The following is a 24,422-nucleotide window of genomic DNA, read 5'->3' as shown; positions in this document are numbered from 1 at the left end:
ATGGCAGATATATTATTAACCATTTACATTTACATGAAGAAATCTATAAAGTATATATTATTATTCGGGGTCGGCGCATTAGCGGGGATAACAGCGGAGAGAAACAAAGAATATCTCATTAATGCACAGTTTATCAGAGATCACTGGCATTTCAGAAAAGTAATCAGTAACCAGGAAGCAATCATTAAAGCTGATAAGACGATGATTATTCTGGCGTTTGGTCAGTCTAATTCAGCTGACTACGGAGAAGGTACATATACGTGCAGGAATGAAGTTTACAATTATTATAAGGGCGATCTTTACCGTGCCGAAGAGCCCCTGTTAGGACCCGATGGCAGCGGGTGCAGTGTCTGGTCGCGGATAGCAGATATGCTGATTGACAGCGGACTGTGTAATAAGGTAATCATTGTTCCCATTGGGGTGGGAAGCACATCCATTCAACGCTGGACGGAAGGTGACTGCAGGAAGAAACTGGATAAGACGCTGGATGAACTGGTTAAGGACCGCATCCAGCTGACGCATATTTTGTGGGACCAGGGAGAAACAGATAATGTAGATGGTACAAGCAAGGCAGTTTATAAGGCGAGATTAAACCAGCTGATCAAAGTTATCCGCGATAAAGGTTTCAAGGCTCCTTTTTACTCTTCAATCACGAGTTATTTTCCATATAATAATAATTATCCATTGGGTATCAATCCTCATATTACCGGAGCGCAGAAAGAGGTCATAAACGAAAGGGCGGATGTACTGGCAGGGCCCAATACTGATTCTCTGAACCTGGCTTATTACAGACAGAACCTGGTGCATTTTACGGAGAAAGGTCTGGATGAGTTTGCACATTCATGGTTTGAAAAGATCAGGGATAGTAAATAATCAGCTATAAAAAAAGCCTGATCGATGTCGATCAGGCTTTTTTTATATATCGTTGGAAATGTATGCCTATGCGCGTTCTATTGTAAAGTTGAACCGATTCCTGCTACCAATGAAGTGAAGGCGGTTAAGTTAGCCACTGCATTTTGATACAGAGGGTAGTATTTGTTGTTGGACTCTACAGTGATCTTCGTATCACTCATATTGTTGATCATATTTGTGATTGAATTTCCATCGGTGTACAGCGCGTATCCAAGGTTGTTATAGTATTCAAGTGTACCGCCTGTATTGTAAAGATCCAGTAACTGGCCTTCCCAGTCTTTATTCGTATTCATTTGACCTACAGTGTTGTTGTAAACTTTAGCATTCGCAACGGTTGTTTTACCCGCTATGATATATCTGTCAAAACCTTGCAACTCAAATCCGCTGTATTTTTTTGTATTGTAACAAACGTTGTTGTAGATCTGGTTCACCGCAGGGGTAGAACCTCTTGAATAAAGCCACATCCTGATTGCGTTACCCTGATAGTTTGTTAGCTTGTTATCATGAAAGATACCGTTACCCTGCATAAAGAACACACCGTTGTGGGTTGTAGATGTCTGGTTAACGTTGTTTACTGTGTTATGGTGGATGTTGTAATCCTGTACGTTAGTAAATGCACAAACCGTTCCGGCATTGGTGTTCTGGTAAGTGTTATAGGCAATTTCCACATCCTTGAAGAATCCGTTGTCTTCTCCTGTGCTCTTATTCAGATTACCTCCGAACTGGATAGATCCTGCATTATTAAATGAACAGTTTAATATTTTGAAGCCGTCGGTTCTTGTAGCCGCAGTGCCTGTATAGTTCTGGCCATTGCCATTGCTTGGTGTTCCTGCGATTGTATAGTCTCCAACATTGGTAAAGCTCATGCTTTTCAATACCACACCACTCATTTTGCCATTCATCGTGATCGCCCTGTAAGAGATATTGGCAAATTGAAATCCGTAAGTTAAGCCGGCAGTATAATCACCATCAATGATAACGTTTGTGATATTCTCGGTGGCCATCGATTCTGAGATATTTACCTGTCCTACATTTTTGATATAAACTGGTTTGTCAGTGGTAGCAAGAATATTTTTTATGGTGATCCCTTTATAACTTCCTGCCTTAATTCTGATAAATGTATTCGTGGTGATGTTCAAGGTTGTACCGTCGATAACCAGATATCCTGATCCTGTGCCCAGATCCAATACTTTAGCATCGGATGGTACTGCATAACTTGAAGCTGGTGCAGCAGCGACCGGCTCAGTGGTGACCGGTGTTGTGGTTGTAGGAGTGTTATTGTTTTGTCCACGTCTTCTGTACCCGTCTTTCTTACAAGACATGAGCATAATCGATCCGATTAAAATTGCGTATACTGCTTGATTCTTTACCATAACTTTAAATGATTGTAGCGTTAAATAACTGTCCAACAGCACAAGGATAGACAAATAATCTGGATAAAAATCATCCGGGATATCCGGGGAATTCCCCGAAAAGAGTAGAATTTCCCCAAAAAGTCTATTTCCCCGTTGTGGGGAATGTTTTTCTCGGCTTTATTGTAACATACATGTTTCTAAATATTTTTATATATGACAATATGATGACAATAATACATTGTTTAGCCCTTCACTAATGCTGTTTTGTGTCATTTGTATTATAAAAATTACATAACCGGACTCTTAAATTTTATTGAGATATATGATAAATCTATAAATGTGAAAGATAATCCCCAGTTATATGTGTATAATTGTTAAAAAAGCGGAAATCTTCCTTTTATTTACACATATTACTTATATTTATCGGACATTAGACGCAATACGGGTGAATAGAAGGGCATATTTAAAAGGAATACTGGCGGTCGGCACACTTAGCATCACCTCTTTTTCTGTTTTTAAATGGGTTGATCTGAATAAAAGTGTAGCTCCGGGGAAATTATGGGAGAAACGGGCAATTATTGCCGAGTTGGCAGAGCTGATCATTCCCGAAACAGATACGCCGGGAGCGAAGGCCGCCGGGGTGGATCACTATATAATTGATGTAATGATCAGTTGTAACCCGGTGAGACAGCAACATAAGTTTTTCTCTGGCTTGCAGGATTTGGAAAAATATGCGCTGGACAATTTTGAAAAAGACTTTTTGAAATGCAACACAAATGAAAAACGACAAATTCTTCAGCATTTTGCCGATCATGCTGAATATTCAAACAGGATTCTAAACAAAATAAATAATAAACTTTTTGGGCAGTCTTTCTTTTCGAAGCTAAAAAACCTGACCGTGGAAGGATATTGTTTATCCAGGCTCGGTGTTACGGAAGGACTGGCATATGATTACATTCCGGGTAAGTTTGAGGCCTGTATTCCCCTGCAACCGAATCAAAAATCCTGGGCCACCAAATAATGATGTATATAAGCGACAAAACTAAAGAACTTTCTACCTATGACGCAATCGTTATAGGTTCTGGAATAAGCGGCGGATGGGCGGCAATGGAACTGTGCAGGAAAGGAATGAAAACCTTATTGCTGGAAAGAGGCAGGGATGTTAAACATTTGCAGGATTACCCAACAGCAAATCTGAATCCCTGGGATTTCAAATTCGGGTATAATAATCCGATGGAAGATCAGAAGCGCAACCCTGTTCAGAGCACATCCTATAATCCTACAAATAAACACTTTTACGTGGAGGACATGGAACATCCCTATATCCAGGAACAGCCTTTTAACTGGCTTAGGGGATATCAGGTTGGCGGACGCTCATTGACATGGGGAAGGCAGTGTTACCGGTTCAGTGATCTTGATTTCGAGGCGAACGCCAGGGAAGGGATCGCGGTTGACTGGCCAATCAGGTATAAGGATATCGCCCCATGGTATAGCTATGTTGAATCCTTCATAGGTGTGAGCGGGCAAAAGGAGAATTTATCTCAATTGCCGGATGGGGAATTTTTATCTCCTATGGAACTGAACTGTATTGAGAAACACTTAGCTGATTCTATAAAAAAAAATGATCACGACCGGTTGCTCACAATAGCACGTGTTGCCAACCTGACCAGGGGATGGGATAACCGCGGGCCCTGTCAGTACCGGAACCTGTGTAGCAGGGGCTGTCCTTTCGGCGGCTATTTCAGTAGCAACAGTTCTACTATTCCTGCAGCAATGGCCACAGGGAATTTGACGTTAAGGCCATTTTCCATTGTTACCGAAATTCTGTACGACGAACAGAAAGGAAAAGCGAAAGGAGTGAGGATAATTGATACACTCAGCAACGAGGTGTACGAATTTTATTCAAAAATTGTGTTTGTCAATGCGTCTACCGTAGCAACAGCCGGTATGCTGTTAAATTCTACTTCATCCAGATTTCCAAATGGTTTTGGAAATGGCAGTGCACAGATCGGGCATAACCTGATGGATCATCATTCGTCAGCCGGGGCATCCGGTACCCATGACCAGTTTGCTGACCAGTATTATAAAGGACGAAGACCAAGTGGCTTCCTGATACCCCGGTTCAGGAACCTGCATGATAATGAGAAACTTGATTTTAAAAGAGGTTATAATATCCAGGGACATGGTGAACGGCAGGAGTGGAGTGATAAAGTGAATGGCCTGTCCGGATTCGGATCGGACTTCAAAGCTCAGCTAACCACTCCGGGACCCTGGACTGTATGGATGGCCGGCTGGGGAGAGTGCCTGCCGTATTACGAAAACAAGATTGCGCTTGATCCTGATCAAAAAGATAAATGGGGACAGCCGCTGATCAGAATTGATTTCTCCTTTAAGGAGAACGAACATAATATGATGACTGACATCAGGAACAGCTCCGGTGAAATGCTGGAAAAGGCAGGTTTCAGGAATGTGGATACCTTTAACTATAAGAAACCGGGAGGTTCTACCATTCATGAAATGGGAACCGTAAGGATGGGTCGTGATCCTAAAACCTCTGTTCTAAACCAGTTTAATCAAATGCATGAGGTAAAGAATGTCTTTATCACAGATGGCAGCTGTATGACTTCGTCAGCCAGTCAGAATCCATCCTTAACCTATATGGCTTTAACGGCGAGGGCTAGCCAGTTTGCCTTCGAGCAATTAAAGAACGGCAATTTATAAAAAGAAAGTATTTAGAATGAACGATAGAAAGCGTGGTCGGCAAGAGCTAATAACTCCTTGTCGCCATTGCTGTCTCCATAAGCATATAATACATACTTATCCCTTTCCGGATACTTTTCCAGTAAACGGTTTACTTTTTCAGGTCCATGGCAGTTCTTGCTAAGAAAATTGCCTGTGATGGTATCGTTCTTTAATTGCAGTCCTGTCGCCAGAACTGTTTTTATACCATATTTGTTAGCCCAGGGGCTGATCCAGTTTTCTACAGAAGCACTGATAATAATCACCTCATGCCCCATTTGCTGGTGCCACCTGACTTTCTCTAAAGCGACAGGATTAACGATCTGTTCGATATTTGCGACAAAATCCCTGGATAAATTATCAAATTTATCAATGCTGAGGCCTGCGAAGAAGGTTTTGAAGAGCCTTTCTTTAGCCTTATAGTTTGGAATGACCTTTAATTTGAATAAAAGTACAAACGGAACCATAAATAAACTACCTGTTAACAGATGGGTTAGCGTTACCGCAAATCTTATGAAAACGGGTAAGGTGTCACGTTTAGTAATAGTTCCGTCAAAGTCAAATACGGCGAGCACTTTTTTATCACTCATTGAGATATATTAAATCATTTTTGGGTTGGTTTCTGAAGATCTGCAGGGCCGGAAGGCATCACAAAGCTGGCTTCAGAGCAAATTATTTTTTCAGTATTTGGTGCTTTTTCAAGATCACGGCTGGTGTATCGGATCTGGTTTTCCTGGAAACGGATACGGTTCGCTTCCGCACTGTTCCATTGTACGGAAATTGTCTGACCGGTTTCTTTCATTTGTTGCATTTGTGTATCGATCAAACGTGTCATTGCGAAATTATACCTGAATACCAGAAGCGTGAAACTCACATTCACCAATAAACATAGATACATCAATATTTTCAAAAATTTGATTTTTTCTTTAATATATAGTTCTGTCATTAATAAGATGATCAGCGGAAAGTACCACAACTGGGGTACATATCGTGCCCACCATGATTCGGGCAGGAGGATGACGGACAGAATAATAATACCGAGGGCATATATCCCGCTTTTCATCGTTTTCCACTGACTACCGGTTTTTTTAAGCAACAGCACCAGCAGGAGAACTGAAAGCAGCATGATCCCGCTGAATAATGCTCCGAAGCCAGCAATTCTGGTGTCAATTGCATAAGAGCTGACGATATCATTTTTATTGAATGTAAAGGGGACCTTTAGCTCAATCTGTTTTTGATTGCCTACCATTACATTGTCCGTATGTGCAAATAGTGAAATAAAGAATTTGCTTACCCCGTTGCGGCCTTCAAAACCGGATGGTAAGTTATGCCCCATAATATCAACCTTATTTTCTCCCATCAGCGGATAAAAAGGATGGTGAAATGAAATTGTATTTTTAACGTAGGGGTTGTATCCCACCACAAAAACAGCAACAAAACCAGATATCAATATGGCATAAAATGCTTTTTGGAAAATAACCTTGTTATAGTTTACAAATAAAAGCCATGCAAGAAAGGCCACGGCAAATAACACGATATAAACCAGTCCGGTGAACTTAATGTTTGCGGTAATGATGACAATCGAGGCCAGCAGGAGCAAGTTAAAATAGCTTGCATCCCTGATCACCCATATTGCGGTTACGAAAAAACATAAAAGCAGAATTGCGATCTGCCCGTCCACATAAGTGCTGAAAAGCTGATTTACGGCTACCGGATTTAAAACCGAAAGGAAACTTAGCAATACGGATTTTGAAGTTGACAGTATACTGAAATTCAGTAAGAGTGACAAGGTCAGGCAAAAGGCTGCGGCCAGTAATATGAAGTTGGTTGCCTTACCTGTTTCAATACGGTTAGTTAAACTATATAATGCACTTTGCGGGATCTCAACACCTTTTGAATAATGATTGATGTATAAAGCCATATTAACAGAGGGTGGCAGCAGTTCTCTGGTGGGGTTCCATCCGTTTTTCAATTGATAGATTTCTTCCATATGATAGGATTGCCCGTCATAGGATACGTCATAAAAATTTACTGCAATAATCATGGAAACGGCAATGACTATTATACCGCTCAATAAAGATTGAAAATATATAGAAACAGTCTGATAGTATGATTTACCAGCGTAAAAGTAGACTACCGCAGTTAATAAAAATGACAGTGGAAACTGCCATTTTGAAACGTTGATGCCTGCGAAAAATCCTGCGGTCAAGACGAGTAACGTCATCGCGATGGTAATAACCAGCAATCCGCCCGTTGAAAGCAGAAGTTTTACTTTGTTTTCCCCCATCTGCATATCAGATCTTCAGATAAATGATCAGAAAAAAGGAGATGATCCAGCCTAAAAGGATGACCTGTAGGAACCTGTTTTCTAACAGAACTGTTGTTGGGCTTCCGCTAATACGCCAAACGAAAGTGAGCTGCAGATATCTTAATACGCCTAAAATTACAAAAAATGAAGTGAGGTAAGTGTTTTCGCCAAAATGTGAAACGATCTCAGGGGACGTGCAGTACATTACATAACATACCACGACCGCCGTGGCCATCATTGTAATAGCTACATTCAGAAATTCCATATTGTATCCCTGGATATTTTTACGGGCTTTCTGTCCGGTTTCTACATAACCCGCAACATCATCCCTGCGTTTGGCCAGGGCTAAGAATAATGCAAGTACCAGTGTCATTACAATGATCCAGTGGGAAAGATGAGTGTTTGTTGCTTCTCCTCCAATCAGAATCCTGAGTACGAATCCTGTAGCAATGAGCATGATATCCAGAAGAGATATATGTTTTAGTTTAATGGTATACAGAATATTTTGTATCAGGTAAATCCCCGCGATGACCATCACCGTGACATTGCCTAAAACAATGAAAACAGCAGAAGCCAGGATCAATAGTAGAACAATCAGGAAAATCCCTTCTTTGACAGTGACCTTTCCGCTCGCCAATGGCCTGTTTCTTTTGGTAGGATGTATTTTGTCGCTCTCAATGTCAAGCATATCGTTAAATACATATACAGCGCTTGCTAAAAAAGAAAAACCAATAAAGGTCAGCCCGAGGCTATAGATCACATCAGCTTGAAGAAGTTTTAAAGCGAAGAAGGCAGGTAAGAATATAAAAAGATTTTTACTCCATTGCGGGATTCTTATTAAAAGAAGATAAGAGCGCAGTTTTTCCATCAAGATTGAGATTAATTTATAAACAAATATAATTATATTTTCGAAAAAATTTGATTGACTGAAACACCTAAACCAAACTAATTTACTTTTTTTAAGAGTAAAAAAAATGGTATTCCTTAATACTACACATATTTATGTTGAAACAGTTGGTTGGGCGTTCCTGTAGAAAACATTAATTTTCATGTCGGATTTGGGTGCTGGTGTAATGTTGTAACAACTAATGGTTTTCATTTTCTAAATTATGATTTGAATACAATATGCTTTTTCGTCAGGTAATTAAAAAAGGCAACTATAATGATCGCAAGTGCTTTACACAAACGGATATCCAGTTTGATCACTTCGAAAAAGACCCATAAAATGAGTTGGTTCAAAACGATTGCCAGCACAGAGAACAGTACGAATGATAAAAATTCATTTCTCTTGGAATGCTTACTTTTTTCAAAAACAAAGGCCCTGGAGAGAACATAATTGATCACAACTGCAATCACTATGGAGATCACATTGGCGACTAGATATTCGATTTTGAAAAAATCGATGAAGGTATTGAACGTAATAAATTCAATACATGCACAAAATCCGCCTACTAAAATAAATTTAAAGACCTGTTGCTTAAAGATGGATCTGATGAATTCCAAAGTTTTAATTGTTGCTGGTGAGTAATTCCTGGTCGATTTTATTTAAAATATTCTGATCATGGGAAAGATCAAACTTTCTTGCAAAAAGCATTTTCGAATTTCGGATATTTTCAAACTCAGACAGATCAAATACCTTCGGATTGGCGTTACCTTCTGACCAGTCAATATAGCGCAGATTGTCATTTACCACCTGATCTTTAAATGGTGAATTCATAATTAATGTAGGTATGACGAACTCATCTGTCCCCCAGCAATATTTCAGAAATTCTATCAATTGTGGGCTATTGTTAAATTTCTCGTTCAGATAAGCAGCACATTCAGCAGATATAGTCCACCAGGTTGATTTATTGCCACCATACATCTCTGTATATTCAGGGAATTTTCTTGCCGGCATCACCATATTCAGGACTTTTTCTGCGAAAAATTTGCCTTTGAAACTGAGATCAGTAAAATGATATTTTTCATACCTGTCAGTGGCAGTTTTCCACCATTCAGAGTTATGGGATGCATCATATGAAATGAAATTCTTTCCCATGTGCTGATTCAGAAAATCATAGATATGCTGTGGGGAGGTAATCGGGTAGTCCTGTCCGCTTAACAAATTGATGAAATCATACTTAATCCCACTAGCAAATACTTCTGTTATGGAGTTGAAAATAGCCTTCAAAATCGTAAATCCTCCCCAGTTGCATTCGATCCGGTTTTTGATGAATATTACATTAGGTAATCCTTGTAATTCCTTCAGGTCATCTGATGGCACTTTGGCGTCAACATGTATATAAAAATCAGATTGGGGATGCCGCAGTCTTTCAATTAACCGGGCTAACTGGGCATGGTTTTTATGCGTAAGAATGATGTGTGCAATGCGCATATATAAGAATAGAGAAGATGAGAAAGATAGTGGATTCTAATTTTTTGTAATGTAAAAATATAAATTTGTCTTACGATTATGAACAGGTATAATTTTTATAAAATTGTAACCGAAGGTACTATTTCTTTCAAAATTTTCCTAATAACTTAGACTTCATATAGATGAAAGAGTATAAACATTTATTTGAACTATTTTGCCATCCCTTTTAAATCGTTGATAACGTGGTTACTAAAAATATAGTATTTCTTTCTTATGGCAACTCCACAGAGTATTTTAGAGCTATTTATTGTATATTAAGTTTTTCTGCCTGGATGGAAGACCGGATAAAGACTGTACGGATAATAATTTATACCGACAATCCGGAATTTTTCGAAACCTACTTAGGTGACTTTGATATTGAATTTTTTCCGTTAAGCCCTGCTTTATTAGAAGATATGCTCGCAGGAACTAATTTTATTCACAGAAGGAAAGTTGCAGTGATAGACATGACTTTCCGGAATTTCCCTGAAGAAGGCCTGGTCTTTATTGATTCAGATACTTTTTTTATGAAGGATCCGAAGCCAATACTGGATGGGCTCGACGAAGGAGTTAGCCTGTTGCACAAGCGTGAATATAGTTTGGAAGAGGGAATTGCGCTATTTAGATTGTTTGGTCAGGACCAGTATCCGGCGGACTTTATCAAATATATAACAGACAGGGAGTTTTACATTCAGGATCAGCCAATGGTGTTCAGTAAACATGATTACAGCTGGAATTCAGGAGTGGTCGGTTTAAATCCGCAATTCGCTGATTATATGACCGACGTATTTACACTGACCGATGTATTTTATGCAAACTCAGAATGGTTTATCAGTGAGCAAATGGCTTTTTCGCTGATCCTTCAGCGGACAACTCATATAAGGCCTGCGGAAAATTTCATATTTCATTACTGGGGCGCACGGCAAAAGATACTGGTAGATCGCATCATACAGAAAATATTCAGCCAGGATATGCCGGATAAACTTAGAAAAGCAGGATATATGCGCTCCGTTACGAGGAAATTGCAGAGTTTAATTGAATCCGATTTAATTTACGAACAATTAGAAATTGCTGTTTCCCAGAGAAATTTTAACTATAGTGCCAAAAAGGTGGTTCAATATTTTCTGCTAAAATTCTTTAATGTTAAAATCAGAAAATAAATAAGCCCGATATAGTTACCGGGTTGTACCGAGTTCATATAAATATACGGTTACGTCTTTTAGCTGCATCTTTTTTATTGGCTTTCCAAGCTGATTAAACTGGCTGATCAAATTGCCGGCAGGGGTAACCTGTTCCTTATAATACCACCTAGGATCATCTATAAGGTCACCTATATCTGTTAAAAATTGTGTATTATAGATCAGCCACACTCTTTGTTTTCCGGAGAACTTTTTGAAATCTATTTTTAAATTCTGATTGTAATCCTGCAGGCTGCCGGAATTTTTCCTGAAGTCATGTCCCTGAATGGCATTATATTTAAAATGGAGCATGTGGCGGTAAACACGATAACCAGGGGCATTATTCCAATAGTTGTATACAGCATCATCCTCCCTGAAATTGTCATTGATATAGATCAGCGCTTCTTTTTCATAAGATTTTTTATGTTTATAAAATTTGTGGGGTCTTATAACAAAGTAGATTGATTGAATCACAGGAATAACGGTCACCAAAATAAAGAGAATCCATACTATAGTTTTAGATTTCAATTTTATCTGGTAATAATCAAATCCATTTGCAATGAAAATTATAAAAATTGGAGCAATGAACACCCAGAATCTTTCTAATAGCGGATACAGGTACAGGCCGGAAGCAATAAGCATCAATGCAACTGGAAACAGGAGTACGCAAAAATCCCTTTTATTGATCCTAAATAAGGAGTATATACCAGTAAATAGTAAAACAATGGCTACAATCGGGACAGTAATAATTTTAACGATAGTACTATTTGTGAAGTCTTTAAAATTCCAGACCATACCTAAAGGGTAATCCATCATATCATAAAAGTTTCTGCTGAACCATTTAATCTGCTGAATGGAATGCGGCGGAAAAGGCATGAAATTATCATATACTTTGAAAAAATAGACTACCCATTCGGATTCTGCATGTTTATGAGTAAAGACAAGGTAATTTACTATAAAGCTGAGCAGCCACATGCAGAATGGAACCGAGGTCATAAAAAAAGCTTTCCAATCCTTTTTTATCGCAAAGGACAGACTGATTCCTACTGCCATTCCAGCCAATATAAAAATCACCGAAAAGGAGAACCATATTAATATTGCACCCAGAAATCCCCAGCAAACCATTGCTCTCCATGTTTGATTTGCCTGATAACGGCTAAAAAGATATAAAGCAATCACTGTTGCCAGACACTCTGTGGAATATTGTTTGATTTCCACACTGTGGTAAATCAGTGCCGGAGCAAAGGCGAAAATAATCAGGGCAACGACGCGCGCCCGGGGCTTTAAAAAATACCTGCATACGCTTCCAAAATAAAAAAGAGAGAGTATCCCTGCGATTAAGGGTACAAGTCTCAATGACATACTGTTATACCCGAAAATGCTTACCGAGAGTTTTACAAGCCATAGAAATCCAAGGGGTGCCTTCTGTCCATAATCCAGGATCTTTGCTGCAATATCTTTGTAGCTCATATGACTGAAGCTTGAAGACAGGTATATTTCATCCATCCATAGCGAGCGGTCATAAAAATAGTGGAATAACCGAAATAACAGCCCCAATAACACGATGCAGAAAATCAATCTATTATGGTATTGATCTTTTTCGCTATAGGTCTCTTTCAAATTTGTCATTATGTATAGTAATTGACGCAATATCGCAAAAAAATGATATTTTTACCTTCGTGAATTTTAAACCAGATATGGTTTTTAAAAGCTTTAGACCCAATATCCAGGCATAAACAGATTGTTGTTAATCATTGAAATGGGTATTCCGTGAATTAAATTGCAGGTTAATGATTGATAAAATTTCTGTAGATCCATTGGTCGCTGGAGACGTTTCCAAAGTTGTATTGCAACCTGCAAAACTTCGTGAATATATTGCCATAGCAAGACCGGATAACTGGGTGAAAAATGTTTTTATGTTTCCGGGAATGCTTTTTGCCCTGTCCATATTTCAGACTCCTTTTACAGCCGGTTTGGCACTTAAAATTCTCATCGGAATAATCAGTATATGTTTAGTTGCATCTGCAAATTATGTGATCAATGAATACCTTGATAAGGGCTTTGATAAGTATCATCCCTTAAAAAATAAAAGATCTTCTGTAGTGACTATAATGAATCCCGCTATCGTTTATAGTGAATATGCAGTGCTTGGGATATCGGGACTGGGACTGGCTTATGCTGTTTCTGCGAAATTTTTTTCTATGGCGCTGCTGTTGCTGATCATGGGTGTTATTTATAACGTAAAACCATTTAGAAGCAAGGACAGGGTGTTCCTTGATGTTTTAAGTGAATCTATAAATAATCCTATCAGGTTTGCCGCGGGCTGGTTCATTTTTACCCCTGCACTTGGAATTCCGGGAAGTAAGTGGGATCTCGATTGGATCAATACCTTTCCACCTGTAAGTATCATTATTGCATATTGGATGGGAGGTGCATTTTTAATGGCTACGAAGAGATTTGCAGAATATCGGTTAATAGGAGATTCTGCTGTTGCAGGGCAATACCGGCGGTCATTTAAATTTTATACTGAAAATAGTCTATTGGTGTCTATGTTCTTTTATGCAATTACCTCGGCATTCTTTTTGGGCATATTTTTAATAAAGGACAGAATTGAACTCCTGGTGAGTTTTCCTTTTTTTGCATTATTATTTTCGTGGTATCTTAGAATTGGTTTATTAAAAGACTCACCTGTACAAGGGTCCGAAAAATTGTATACCAGAAAGTGGTTTATGCTTTACCTGATTTTATTTACAATGTTGCTTTGTGTACTCATGTTTGTGAAGATACCCTGGCTGTATTGGTTCCTGAAAAATGCAAATAATTATTAGGACTATTTAATTATTCCTTTTTAAACGAATTGTATGAAATATAATCATTATGATTTAGTAGTGATAGGCACTGGACCCGCGTCCAGTTTTTTTCTGAAAAAGTATTTGTCCAAGATAAAGGGGGGTAAAAAGATATTGGTATTGGAAAAAGGCCATTTTTATCCACATGCGGAACGCCTTAAGGTTAAAAAAGGGGAAACTACTCCATATCAGAAATATGATATGCCATGGGAAGATCAGATATTAAATAAAAATAAAAGTAAGGAGTGGCCATTTTCAACAGGTTACGGGGGATCTTCAAACTGTTGGTGGGGATGTACACCACGTTTTATGCCCAATGATTTCAAAATGAAGTCTCGTTATGGTATTGCTGAAGACTGGCCATTGTCTTACTATGATCTGGATCCTTATTATTATGAGGCAGAGGATCTCATGTCGGTTTCCGGCCCTGAAAACACACCTTTCCCCCGAAAAGGAAGGTATCCTTTACCACCGCATGCCTCTACATTAGTGGACAAGATCCTACACAGGAAATATGGCAGCAACTGGATCAGCCAGCCTGGTGCGCGGGCAAGCAGGGCTACAGCTCACAGAAATGGCTGCATGGCATTCAGTACCTGTGAAACTTGTCCTGTTGATGCAAAGTTCAGTATTGAAAACTCAAACATTGGCGTATACAATGATGCCCAGGTAGAATTATTATACGGAGCTGAGGTGCATCATTTGGATATTGTAAATGATGTAGTAAAAAGAGTGCTTTTTCGGCAGAACGGGAAAGAATATGCAATTAAAACCGAAGTGGCGGTCTTGGGCGCAAACCCGTTCTTTAATTCTAATATCTTGTTGCAGTCCGGAGACAGCAATCCGCTGACTGGAAAAGGATTTGGGGAGCAGCTTGGTATGCAGGTGCTGGTTTACCTTGATGATATGACGAATGTGGGAGGAAGCACCTGGGTAAATGCCAACGGATATATGCTTTATGACGGTGACCACAGGAAAGAATTTGCTGCCTGTTTAATTGAGGCGAATAATGCACCGTATGATATCAGGCTGGAACGGGGAAAGCACTTGAATGTGGCCAGTTTCAGGCTGATATTTGAAGATCTGCCGTCAGATGCAAACTGTATTACTACGTCGTCAGATCAGTTTATTCCCGAAATTCATTTTAGTGAAAGGTCAGCATATACATTAAAGGCTGTAGAAAATATGAAGGAAAAATTACCGGGGATATTGTCCTGCCTGCCTGTTGAGGAATTGAGATACTTAGATGCAGCTTCGCATGAAGGTCATATTATCGGCGGTACCAGAATGAGTAATGACCGTTCTAAAGGGGTAGTCGACAAACACATGGTCCATCACCAATACCGTAATTTATTTGTTTTGGGTGCGGGGGCCTTTACCACCTTCGGTCCGTCCAATCCTACGCTTACGTTATCTGCGCTCTCATTATTTGCGGCAGACAAAATGTTTTAAAATGGAAAGAAGACAATTTTTAAGATTGGCCGGCAGTGTTGGAGCAGGAATATGTGTGATCCCGCCATCACTTTATTTCTTGGCTCCCGGAGTAAATGAATATGCTATCAAGCTGATAAAAAAGGAATTTCATTATCTTAAGCTGGCACCGGGAAGTGTAGAAAAGTATGTTGAAGATTATTTTAACATTAGAAAGAATGATATGGTATCGACCCTGAAGTGGAAGGCCACCTATTATCTGGATTTAGATTACGATCATTCGGAGCGTTCCAGGGATCTTCTCAGGTATTTTCTGTTATCCACGGATTTTTTTATTAACAAGACCGATGAGCGAAAGACCGTTAATTATTTGGGTTTCTATTCTCCCTATACCAGTCCTGTTCCTAATCCATACTCTTTTGTAATTTATCCGCCGTCCGGCATCAGGGAACCATGATCTGAATGTGCTATCAATAATATTGCTTTTCATCACAGCCGATGCTCAGCAGAGTAATGTGTTCTTTTCAAATATAACACTGACACAGCTTCAGGCATCGTATAATTTTTTCCAGATCAAAACTTATTCAAAATGCCGGCGATATAATGTATTTGCTCTTCCGTATGCGCAAATGAGCATGGCAGGCTTAAAGTGTGCTGATGTATATGTGCAGAAACAGGATAACCGAAGTTTTTCAAATGATCTTTTAAGGCCGGCTGGTCATGCGGTGCCACGGGGTAATGTATTTCTGTGGTGATATCATGTTCTGATAGGTATTGTTTGAGCCTGTCCCGTTCAGGGTGCAATATATTGTAAATATGATATACGTTAGCATAACCGGGTTCCTGTTTTGGCTTAATGAATGAATCGTTTAAATGCCTGTCATAGATCGATGCGAGTTTTCTTTTGTGCGTATTGATCTCATCAAGGTGGGGAAGCTTGATTCTTAGAAAGGCCGCCTGAAGTTCATCGAGCCTGGAATTGTAGCCGATAACACCATTGTGGTATTTTTTTTCAGAGCCGTAATTTCTAAGCTGTCTGAGCCTTTGCTGATCCTCTTCAGACTTACAGATTATCGCACCTGCGTCACCCAGGGCACCGAGATTTTTTGTCGGATAAAAGCTAAATGCCCCGAAATCTCCGAATGTTCCTGCGAGTTTATTTTTGTATTTTGCTCCATGTGCCTGAGCGCAATCTTCTATTACTTTAAGCTGATGAATTTTGGCAAGTTTTAATATAGGGTCCATGTTGCAGCATTGTCCGTATAAATGAACCACCATAACTGCAACTGTTCTATCAGTGATGGCGGCCGGAATTGCTAAAGGATCAATATTATAGGTGCGGGCATCGGGTTCAACAAGAACCGGTATCAGATCACAATGTATAATGGCCAGAATGGTTGCTATATAAGTATTGGAGGGCACAATAACTTGGGCACCACTTTTGAAGCCACAGCATTTTAGTGAGAGAATAAGTGCATCCAGACCATTTGCCACGCCCACGGCATATTGCTCCTGGTGATAGGCAGCAAATTCCTTCTCAAATTCGGCAACCTCATTACCCAGAATATACCATCCCTTCTCAAGGAAATCCGAAAACTTATTTTTCAGTTTTTCCTCAAACGGACGGTTTAATATTTTTAAGTTCTCATATGGTATCATAAGGCTCGTAAATATAGTCTTTAGGATCAAATGCCGTAGAAGCCAATACAAGAAGTATCGCATCAGCCGAGAAGTCATGCATCACATGCCAGTCTTCAGGCAGTAATATCAGGCATTTTTCCGGGCTGTCCAGGTGGAAAAGTTCGGTTACTTTACTGTTATTGTTTGTGATTTTACATGAACCCTGTATGCAGATTGCTGCCTGGTGCGTTTGATGATGGCGATGGCCGCCACGATCGCTGTCATCTACGGAATAAATATAAAACAAGCGTTTGATCTCAAACGGAACAATGCTGTCAAGAACAGTGAGTATTCCCCTGCTTTCTTTAAAAGTTTGAATATTAATTATATGTGGCATACGTTAATCGGTGTTGTCTATGAGATCAGGAATCTGTGGGGTTGTTATGGAAACATGGTTAGAAGAAGATTCGGAGTTTGCTATGCAAATGTAGATTATACAAACATAATTTGGCTGCTAAAATGTAATTATAGGTATTAATATTAAATTTCAGCCAGATATGTATACAACTGAAGGGAATAAATTCTGACAGGCATCTTCAGCTATAAAAATAAACATATTCTGATGTAACCTGCATTCATCAAAAGCTCCATCTAACAAGTGCAAAAACAATAAAATAAACAGATGAAATTAATTACTTTTACTTCAGATGAAGCGCACCTCAATTATTAGTGTTAATTTTAATCAGCCAGCAGTAACGGTTGATTTCCTCAAATCCATTCAGCTTCATACCAATCCTACTGAAGTTGAGCTCATTTTAGTCGACAATGGGAGTGCAGAAGATCATTATGCTGATTTTTTAGCGGCCTATCCCGAACTCATCTATATCCGCTCTGAAAAGAATCTTGGTTTTGCCGGCGGAAATAACCTTGGAATAAAGAAAGCTACCGGCGATTACCTGCTTTTGTTAAATAACGACACGGAGATCACTGCTAATCTGATCTCTGAACTCAGCAGTGAACTGGAAAGAAATCCCGATATAGGCCTAATATCTCCGTTGTTGCTTTACTACGATGCCCCGGAAGTGATCCAGTATGCCGGTTTTTCTGAAATGAATTACCTCACCTGCAGGAACAGTGTAATCGGGGGGATGGAACTGAATGAAGGTCAATATGACGGCCAAAGCAGGGAAACCGCATTTTGCCATGGTGCGGCAATGATGTGCCGGAGGGCAGACCTGGACACTGTTGGTTTGATGGAAGACCAGTTTTTTCTGTATTATGAAGAGCTCGACTGGTGTGAAAAGTTTAGAAGAGCAGGTAAAAAGATCTGGTTCACCGGGAAAACCCATATCTTTCATAAAGAATCTATGAGTGTAGGAAAGGAAAGCAAAATAAAAACATATTTCATGACAAGGAACAGGATGTTATTTATCCGGAGGAATACAGGTTTACTGAATACCATACTGTTTAGTATATACTATATCGGCCTTGCCTGCCCAAAACAAGTATTGGTGTACCTGAAGAAGGGAAGAAGAGATCTCATTAAATGGGTATTTCTTGGGATAAGCTGGAATCTCAATAATTCAAAAGACAGTACTACACTTGGTTTTAAAATTTAAGTATTAATGGTTATAATTTTCTGGGTCAGTATATTCCTGATCGTTTACACATTTGTTGGCTATGGTTTTGTGCTTTATCTTTTGGTAAAGATCAAAAGCGCGTTTAAAAAGCCTTTTGCATTTAAAACTGAAGCGTTACTGCCCACCGTTACGGTGCTGATCGCTGCTTATAATGAAGAAGATATCATTGAAGATAAAATAGAAAATACACTATTGCTTAACTATCCGAAAGATAAGATCCAGGTGATTTTTATTACCGACGGGTCATCGGATAGCACCGCAGAAAGGATCAGCGGATTTGATGATATCACCTTATTGCACCAGGATGTAAGGGCAGGGAAGATGGCGGCAATTAAACGGGCGATTCCTTTCATAAAGGGTGAAATTACCGTGTTTACAGATGCAAACACATTTTTAAATGCGGATGCCATCCTCGAATTGGTCAAACATTATCAAAATCCAAAAGTAGGAGCTGTTGCCGGAGAGAAAAGAATATTGGTTGAAGAGACGGCAGATGCAAGTTCGGCAGGAGAGGGGTTCTACTGGAAATATGAATCGAAATTGAAGAAATGGGATTATGAATTATATTCTAACGTAGGTGCTGCGGGAGAGTTGTTTAGTATCCGCACCTCACTTTATCAGCCGGTAGAAAGTGACACCATCATAGATGACCACATGATTGCCATGCGTATCGCCGAAAACGGGTTTATTATTGCTTACGAGCCCGGTGCCTACGCAATGGAAACTGCTTCGGCGGATGTAAAAGAAGAGCTCAAAAGAAAAATCAGGATAGCAGCCGGGGGAATACAATCCATTCTGCGCTTAAAAAAAGCTGCTAATCCTTTTCACAACCCTGTTTTTACCTTTCAATATATTAGCCACAGGGTATTGCGCTGGACAATCACACCTTTTCTCTTGTTCCTGGTGTTTATTCTGAATGCCGTAATCGCTTTAAATACCGGCATTTTCTTTTATCAGGTGCTGTTCGTTTTACAGGTTTTATTTTATTTGTTAAGCTTAACGGGCTTGTACTTCGAAAGCAGGAATATCCGGGTGAAGGCACTTTTTATTCCTTACTACTTTTGCGTGATGAACTATGCAGTGCTTGCGGGGATCATCAGGTATTATAAAAAGAATCAAAGTGCTGCCTGGGAGAAATCAAAAAGAAAAGTCTGATTTGTAAGAGCGGGTGAAGAGATCTTCATCCGTATTCAAATTTATCTGCTTAACGGCCGGAAGCTGCTCATGGGCAATGCTCATCAGGTAATCCGGAATTAGTTCTACTGTAGTCACTGCCCAGTCGGCCTTTACTCCTGCAACATGTGCAGGAATAATATTTTCATTGTCAAGACAATTGATCAACTTCAGGTCGTTGATCAGGCCTGTACCCAGCCCTTTCAGAAATGCTTCTTTCCTTGTCCATAACCTAAAAAACTCTTTAAGGGGATTTTCATGCCTGAGCAGGCTATCCGATTCCATCGCGGAAAAAGCAAATTCAGCCACAGAAAGATATTCGAAATCCGGCTGAACATATTCCAGGTCTATCCCGATTTCCCCGGTTCCGATGGCGATTACAGCACGTTGATTGGAATGAGAGATATTAAAATATATACCGGTCTTCCCTGAAAGCTGTGGTTTATGGTGGCCAGCAGCAGTAATGATATTAACTTCTTCCGGCCGGCAGGAGATCACCTCGGCAAGCAGAAATCTCAGCGCAGCTCTTGTCACGATAAACTGCAGCATGTCTTTTTTTTGATGGTAGCGTGCGGCCTGCGCTTTTTCTTCCGGTGTGAGGACGCCCTCCAGCCTGGTGATATGCCGGAGCTGATTTTCGACGGATATACTCCAGATATTAATCGGATCAGGATGTTGTTTTACAGCAGATGATCCAATCAATGAGAGCTGATCAATATTTCGACAGAATAAGTAATTAGCCATGTCTTTTAACATTAAAACCTAAAGATCATACTTTGTCCAATACCTCCTGCAGTTTTCTTGCAAAAGCTTTGTCATATGGCGAAAGCAGCATCGTTTTATGGTCTCCGGGAACGTCGTAAACTTCTACTCCCTTCTTTGCATATTTCTGCCATCCTAGATATTTATAATCTTCTACAAAATAAATATTGTCTGTAGCCCTGAATAGATGAATTTTCTCGTCAAAAGGGGCCAGTTTATAACCCTGGTATGCTATTTCATACTTGGCATCAATTCTTCTCATGATCTCATATACCGCCCCCTGTTGTTTTACATCAACTTCAGTATTTCCCAGAACAGCGTTAATTTTTTTTGTGAACAGAAACTTTTGGTATTCAAATGTCTTTTTAGGATTTCTGACGAATGATTTGATGATCCACCAGAATTTCGGGAGTTGCTTTTTTATTTTCTCTATATAGACATCCATGCCAGAGCCATGGAAGTCGAGATTTTTTGCGTTGGTATCAAAAATCGCCAATAGCTTGATTTCATGCCCCATTAACCTCAACTGCCGGGCCATTTCTATCACCACGTATCCACCGAAGGAATAACCCGCTAAAGCATAAGGTCCAGTTGGGTTTTGTGCCAGAATACTCTCGATGTAATATTTGGCAATATCCTCCATATTATCCATTGGCTCCTCTATCCCGTCAAGTCCCTGGGCCTGAATACCAAATACAGGTTGCTCAGTATCTACGTGAAGACCTATTCCGCTAAAGTTCAATACGTTGTAACCTCCTCCATGAACAATATAGATAGGAGTTTTAGATCCGGTGGGTTTTATCGGTACCAGTGAGGTATAAGTGGTTGGCCTGTTTTGCCCGTCAAAAAGTCTTGCTAAAGATCTGATCGTAGGATACTCAAATAACGTCGCCAGGGGCAGGCCATGACTATTTGCTTTCTCGATCTGGATCATAAACTGTATGGCGATCAGTGAATGACCACCTAATTCAAAGAAATTATCATCAATCCCTATATTCTTTAAATTCAGCAGTTCTTCCCATATTTTTACAATTTTTCTTTCTGTTTCTGTCTGAGGTGCCATATAAGTTGTCTGGTCACCAGCATGCAGCTGGTCTGGTGCCGGCAATGCCTTCTTATCTATTTTTCCGCTGCTGGTACGGGGAAATTCCGTTAGCCAGACAAATACCGAAGGAACCATATATACAGGCAGCAAATGTTGTATTTCAGTTCTTACATAACTTGTATCCTGTACCCCGGTGGAGGAGGATAGATAAGCGATCAGCCTTTTCTGCCCGTTATGGTCTTCTTTGGCTGTTACTACTGCCTGTGCAATTCCGGGTACACGGTTCAGCATGACTTCAATTTCGCCGATCTCAATTCTGTATCCCCTGATTTTCACCTGGTCGTCATTACGGCCAATAAACTCGATGTTGCCATCAGTTAAAATCCTGGCAAGATCCCCTGTCCGGTAAATACGTGTCTGATCTCCGTTCGGCAGATTTATAGCTACAAATTTTTCTTTGGTCAGGGTCGATTTATTCAGATAACCTGAAGCAAGGCTTGCACCGGCGATACATAGTTCACCCGCCTCACCATCATCCAATATGCTGAGACTTTCGTCAGTTATATAGATTTCTGTGTTGTTTATAGGTTTTCCGATATTGGGTAAAGCCGGCCAGCGGAGTGCATCTCCATCTAATTTCAGCTGAGTGACCACATGGCATTCCGTTGGCCCGTACTGGTTGTATAAAATACAGCCGGGCATAGCTTTGAAGAAATTTTGAATCTGGGGAGTGATCTTGAGTTGCTCGCCTGCCGTCATTACCTCTTTCAATGCTGATGGGTATTTCCCCATGCTCACTGCTGTTTCTGCGAGGAACTGGAGTGCCACAAAAGGCAGATAGATCCTGTTAATTTGATTACGTTCAATCTTATCCAGCAGGTTGTCCGGGTTCAGGCGCATGACATCGTCAATCAGTATCAGCATGCCGCCACTTGTCAGGGTGGCAAATATCTCCTGAAAAGATACATCAAACGTCAGCGGTGCGAACTGCAGCGTTTTACTTTCCTGGGTGGCAACGGAATTGGCATTTTGCCATAAGATCAGGTTCACCAGTGCACGTTGTGTGAGATACACACCTTTTGGCCTTCCTGTTGATCCGGAGGTATACAAAACATACGCATTTGGATTTTCAAAGGTCAGCGTTTGTGCAGGAAGACTATAAGTACGGTCAAAATCTATGGCTTCCAGACCCAGTTTGTCAAAAAACTTGTTCTCCACGTTACCGGCAATGCAAAAATTCAGCTTTGAATCCTGTATGATCTGGTTTAATCTCTCTTCCGGATAGGTAGGATCAAGAGGGAGGTAAGCTTTGCCGGCTTTTAAGATAGCAAGCACACCAACTACCATATTTAATCCCCTGGTAGTACTGATACCAATAATTTCCTCATTGGCTGCATGGTGTAAAATTGCCCTGCTAAGGTTGTCTGCCCTGATGTCCAGGTTACTATAACTGATGGACTCGTCTTTGAAACTGATGGCCGGCTTATCCTGAAAGGTCTGGACTGCCTGTTCAAACAGCTGCTGAACCGTTACTCCGTTTAATTCAGCGGCCTCCAGCGGACTGTTCACCTCTTTTCTGCGTGAGACAGTTGTGGTCCTTTTAAAAACAGGCTGCGCCAGATAGTTGGCCGAGCCTGACAGCAAAAGATCTCCGACTTTCTCCTCCGGATGTTTAACGACGAACCGGAGGATTTGTTCGAAGCCTTCCATCATCTGCCGGATCGTATAGTCTTCAAATAATTGAGTGTTGAAAGACCACTCCATGGTGAGGGATTTTTCAGAGCCGCTTGCATTGATGAATAATTCAAAACTTTCATATTCCCTGGGGTTACTGATCAGTTTATATTCAAGTCCTTCAAATGTTACTCCGTCATCCATTCCCATATCCACGTTGAAGACCACCGGAACCAGTGGAATTCTGGAAGGGTCTCTCGCAATTTTAAGTTTTCTCAATAAATTGCCCCAGGTAAGCTGCTGATGATCAAACGCATCCAGCATAGCGGGCTTTCTTAATTTGAGGTATTCTTTAAAGCTGTAGTTCCTGTTGGGATAACTCCTCAGGGGCAGTAAATTTACGCAGTGCCCTACGAGGTTGTAATGTCCTGTTATGGACTGGCCCGAAGCTGGTAAACCAACCACAATATCCTTTTGTCCGGTAACGATATGCAGGAAAAGCTCAAATGATGACAGCAAGGTGAGTACCAGGCTGGTTCCTTCAGCTTTACCCGTTTCTTTTAGACTCTGTACAAGATCCTGATCAAGCTGGAAATCCAGTCTTTTACTTTTGAACGTTCGCTTTGCAGGACGGGGACGATCTGTGGGCAGGTCTAAAACAGGAATGTCTTTCTGGTATTGATTTAACCAATAGCGTTCAATGGTTTCGTGTTCCTTACTTTCTGCAAATTCAAGCTGTTCCTTTGCGAATGTGGTAAGCCGGGTTGCTTCAGGAAGATCTGCACTTTTATTTTTAACCGACGCCGAATAGAATTTACTGATATCCTGAAGAATTATCCCCAAAGACCAACCATCACATATAATATGATGGCCTGTAAAAGTGAAATGGCATTCTTCATCTGAAAGCCGGTGAATACCAACTTTAAACAAGGGCCCATTGAACAGATCAAACAGGTGAAGGGCATCATCCAGAATATATTTCTTTATTTCAAGTTCCTGTTCAGTAGGGGATAGCGCAGAAATGTCAGTACAGGTAAGATAATCCTTCACGGTGTCGTGAATAATAATAGTAGATCCATCCAGGCTGAATGCAGACCTCAATGCTTCGTGCCTGATGACCAGCTTTTCAATAGCCTGCTGCAGAAAGCTGATCTTGATTTTTCCTTTCAGTCTTAAGGACACCGATTCATTATATCCTCTGCTTGCATCTTTCCCACCCAGCATACATGAGGTCCAGATTTCCCTTTGTGGTTCTGTGGCTGTTGCTGCATTGATGATCTCTCCCTGTGCAAAAGGGTCGAAGTCTACCTGCTTAAATATTAAATTATCGTTAATGTCTACCAT

The 24,422-nt window shown here is 40.3% G+C and carries 20 protein-coding genes; 9 read left to right on the top strand and 11 right to left on the bottom strand.

Translation table 11 applies throughout. The features are described from left to right. Positions 1-33 precede the first annotated feature (33 nt). On the top strand, positions 34-873 hold the full coding sequence (locus tag BLW16_RS16790; RefSeq protein WP_175470625.1) for a sialate O-acetylesterase: 840 nt from the start codon (positions 34-36) through the stop codon (positions 871-873). A gap of 77 nt (positions 874-950) precedes the next feature. On the opposite strand, the gene BLW16_RS16785 is transcribed toward BLW16_RS16790, so the two are convergent. Further along, positions 951-2,285, bottom strand: coding sequence for a hypothetical protein (locus tag BLW16_RS16785; RefSeq protein WP_090558742.1), 1,335 nt, complete (start codon positions 2,283-2,285; stop codon positions 951-953). Between the two features lie 427 nt (positions 2,286-2,712). Here BLW16_RS16785 and BLW16_RS16780 point away from each other — a divergent pair, with 427 nt between their 5' ends. Beyond that, complete coding sequence (locus tag BLW16_RS16780) at positions 2,713-3,288, top strand: gluconate 2-dehydrogenase subunit 3 family protein (RefSeq protein WP_175470624.1); 576 nt, start codon at positions 2,713-2,715, stop codon at positions 3,286-3,288. Further along, on the top strand, positions 3,288-4,988 hold the full coding sequence (locus tag BLW16_RS16775) for a GMC oxidoreductase (RefSeq protein ID WP_394332029.1): 1,701 nt from the start codon (positions 3,288-3,290) through the stop codon (positions 4,986-4,988). Before BLW16_RS16780 ends, BLW16_RS16775 begins: the two co-directional genes overlap by 1 nt. Before the next feature lie 11 nt (positions 4,989-4,999). On the opposite strand, the gene BLW16_RS16770 is transcribed toward BLW16_RS16775, so the two are convergent. The 5 genes from BLW16_RS16770 to BLW16_RS16750 form a co-directional block, all read right to left on the bottom strand. Continuing rightward, the gene (locus BLW16_RS16770; RefSeq protein ID WP_090558737.1) at positions 5,000-5,596 is read right to left on the bottom strand and encodes an HAD-IB family hydrolase; all 597 of its coding nucleotides are present in this window, start codon (positions 5,594-5,596) and stop codon (positions 5,000-5,002) included. Positions 5,597-5,610: 14 nt separating this feature from the next. Further along, entirely contained in the window at positions 5,611-7,293 is a 1,683-nt protein-coding gene (locus tag BLW16_RS16765; RefSeq protein ID WP_139298345.1) for a hypothetical protein, read from the bottom strand. Between the two features lie 7 nt (positions 7,294-7,300). After that, positions 7,301-8,182, bottom strand: coding sequence for a UbiA prenyltransferase family protein (locus BLW16_RS16760; protein WP_090558734.1), 882 nt, complete (start codon positions 8,180-8,182; stop codon positions 7,301-7,303). 239 nt (positions 8,183-8,421) lie between these two features. Continuing rightward, a complete protein-coding gene (locus BLW16_RS16755; RefSeq protein WP_175470623.1) occupies positions 8,422-8,817 on the bottom strand; it encodes a GtrA family protein in 396 nt (131 codons plus the stop codon). 4 nt (positions 8,818-8,821) lie between these two features. Further along, a complete protein-coding gene (locus BLW16_RS16750; RefSeq protein WP_090558731.1) occupies positions 8,822-9,688 on the bottom strand; it encodes a beta-1,6-N-acetylglucosaminyltransferase in 867 nt (288 codons plus the stop codon). Positions 9,689-9,909: 221 nt separating this feature from the next. Here BLW16_RS16750 and BLW16_RS16745 point away from each other — a divergent pair, with 221 nt between their 5' ends. Beyond that, positions 9,910-10,866, top strand: coding sequence for a phospholipase D-like domain-containing protein (locus BLW16_RS16745; protein WP_139298344.1), 957 nt, complete (start codon positions 9,910-9,912; stop codon positions 10,864-10,866). Positions 10,867-10,881: 15 nt separating this feature from the next. Here the strand turns inward: BLW16_RS16745 and BLW16_RS16740 are convergent, their stop codons facing one another. After that, positions 10,882-12,513, bottom strand: a complete 1,632-nt coding sequence (locus tag BLW16_RS16740; RefSeq protein ID WP_090558728.1) for a glycosyltransferase family 39 protein — start codon at positions 12,511-12,513, stop codon at positions 10,882-10,884. Positions 12,514-12,674: 161 nt separating this feature from the next. On the opposite strand from BLW16_RS16740, the gene BLW16_RS16735 reads away from it, so the two are divergent. The 3 genes from BLW16_RS16735 to BLW16_RS16725 are packed head-to-tail and all read left to right on the top strand — an operon-like array spanning position 12,675 to position 15,621. Further along, positions 12,675-13,712, top strand: coding sequence for a UbiA prenyltransferase family protein (locus BLW16_RS16735; protein ID WP_090558727.1), 1,038 nt, complete (start codon positions 12,675-12,677; stop codon positions 13,710-13,712). A 33-nt stretch (positions 13,713-13,745) separates the two neighbouring features. Continuing rightward, positions 13,746-15,185 (top strand): GMC oxidoreductase, encoded by a 1,440-nt coding sequence (locus tag BLW16_RS16730; protein ID WP_090558726.1) that lies wholly within the window; start codon positions 13,746-13,748, stop codon positions 15,183-15,185. Position 15,186: 1 nt separating this feature from the next. Beyond that, a complete protein-coding gene (locus tag BLW16_RS16725; RefSeq protein WP_090558724.1) occupies positions 15,187-15,621 on the top strand; it encodes a hypothetical protein in 435 nt (144 codons plus the stop codon). Between the two features lie 116 nt (positions 15,622-15,737). Here BLW16_RS16725 and BLW16_RS16720 read toward each other — a convergent pair whose 3' ends face one another. After that, positions 15,738-16,823, bottom strand: a complete 1,086-nt coding sequence (locus tag BLW16_RS16720) for a DegT/DnrJ/EryC1/StrS family aminotransferase (protein ID WP_090558722.1) — start codon at positions 16,821-16,823, stop codon at positions 15,738-15,740. After that, complete coding sequence (locus tag BLW16_RS16715; protein WP_090558721.1) at positions 16,810-17,181, bottom strand: sugar 3,4-ketoisomerase; 372 nt, start codon at positions 17,179-17,181, stop codon at positions 16,810-16,812. Before BLW16_RS16715 ends, BLW16_RS16720 begins: the two co-directional genes overlap by 14 nt. A 310-nt stretch (positions 17,182-17,491) precedes the next feature. Between BLW16_RS16715 and BLW16_RS16710 the strand changes: the two genes are divergently transcribed. Together BLW16_RS16710 and BLW16_RS16705 are read left to right on the top strand one after the other, a co-directional pair. Continuing rightward, entirely contained in the window at positions 17,492-18,403 is a 912-nt protein-coding gene (locus BLW16_RS16710; protein ID WP_090558719.1) for a glycosyltransferase family 2 protein, read from the top strand. Between the two features lie 6 nt (positions 18,404-18,409). Further along, the gene (locus tag BLW16_RS16705; RefSeq protein ID WP_090558717.1) at positions 18,410-19,579 is read left to right on the top strand and encodes a glycosyltransferase family 2 protein; all 1,170 of its coding nucleotides are present in this window, start codon (positions 18,410-18,412) and stop codon (positions 19,577-19,579) included. On the opposite strand, the gene BLW16_RS16700 is transcribed toward BLW16_RS16705, so the two are convergent. Then, on the bottom strand, positions 19,562-20,341 hold the full coding sequence (locus BLW16_RS16700) for a 4'-phosphopantetheinyl transferase family protein (RefSeq protein ID WP_175470622.1): 780 nt from the start codon (positions 20,339-20,341) through the stop codon (positions 19,562-19,564). The two genes, BLW16_RS16705 and BLW16_RS16700, sit on opposite strands and share 18 nt — an antisense overlap. 25 nt (positions 20,342-20,366) lie before the next feature. Then, a complete protein-coding gene (locus BLW16_RS16695) occupies positions 20,367-24,422 on the bottom strand; it encodes a non-ribosomal peptide synthetase (protein ID WP_090558714.1) in 4,056 nt (1,351 codons plus the stop codon).

This window comes from Pedobacter hartonius (genome assembly GCF_900107535.1).
GTDB classification, from domain to species: domain Bacteria; phylum Bacteroidota; class Bacteroidia; order Sphingobacteriales; family Sphingobacteriaceae; genus Pedobacter; species Pedobacter hartonius.
This window is presented reverse-complemented; position numbering and strand designations above follow the sequence as displayed.

Bases quoted from the DNA above. Each gene is read 5' to 3' on its own strand.
- BLW16_RS16740 (WP_090558728.1), bottom strand. From the start codon at position 12,513: ATGACAAATTTGAAAGAGACCTATAGCGAAAAAGATCAATACCATAAT.
- BLW16_RS16700 (WP_175470622.1), bottom strand. From the start codon at position 20,341: ATGGCTAATTACTTATTCTGTCGAAATATTGATCAGCTCTCATTGATT.
- BLW16_RS16765 (WP_139298345.1), bottom strand. From the start codon at position 7,293: ATGGGGGAAAACAAAGTAAAACTTCTGCTTTCAACGGGCGGATTGCTG.
- BLW16_RS16705 (WP_090558717.1), top strand. From the start codon at position 18,410: ATGGTTATAATTTTCTGGGTCAGTATATTCCTGATCGTTTACACATTT.
- BLW16_RS16735 (WP_090558727.1), top strand. From the start codon at position 12,675: ATGATTGATAAAATTTCTGTAGATCCATTGGTCGCTGGAGACGTTTCC.
- BLW16_RS16775 (WP_394332029.1), top strand. From the start codon at position 3,288: ATGATGTATATAAGCGACAAAACTAAAGAACTTTCTACCTATGACGCA.
- BLW16_RS16750 (WP_090558731.1), bottom strand. From the start codon at position 9,688: ATGCGCATTGCACACATCATTCTTACGCATAAAAACCATGCCCAGTTA.
- BLW16_RS16695 (WP_090558714.1), bottom strand. From the start codon at position 24,422: ATGGTAGACATTAACGATAATTTAATATTTAAGCAGGTAGACTTCGAC.
- BLW16_RS16710 (WP_090558719.1), top strand. From the start codon at position 17,492: ATGAAGCGCACCTCAATTATTAGTGTTAATTTTAATCAGCCAGCAGTA.
- BLW16_RS16730 (WP_090558726.1), top strand. From the start codon at position 13,746: ATGAAATATAATCATTATGATTTAGTAGTGATAGGCACTGGACCCGCG.
- BLW16_RS16790 (WP_175470625.1), top strand. From the start codon at position 34: ATGAAGAAATCTATAAAGTATATATTATTATTCGGGGTCGGCGCATTA.
- BLW16_RS16785 (WP_090558742.1), bottom strand. From the start codon at position 2,285: ATGGTAAAGAATCAAGCAGTATACGCAATTTTAATCGGATCGATTATG.
- BLW16_RS16715 (WP_090558721.1), bottom strand. From the start codon at position 17,181: ATGCCACATATAATTAATATTCAAACTTTTAAAGAAAGCAGGGGAATA.
- BLW16_RS16760 (WP_090558734.1), bottom strand. From the start codon at position 8,182: ATGGAAAAACTGCGCTCTTATCTTCTTTTAATAAGAATCCCGCAATGG.
- BLW16_RS16720 (WP_090558722.1), bottom strand. From the start codon at position 16,823: ATGATACCATATGAGAACTTAAAAATATTAAACCGTCCGTTTGAGGAA.
- BLW16_RS16725 (WP_090558724.1), top strand. From the start codon at position 15,187: ATGGAAAGAAGACAATTTTTAAGATTGGCCGGCAGTGTTGGAGCAGGA.
- BLW16_RS16770 (WP_090558737.1), bottom strand. From the start codon at position 5,596: ATGAGTGATAAAAAAGTGCTCGCCGTATTTGACTTTGACGGAACTATT.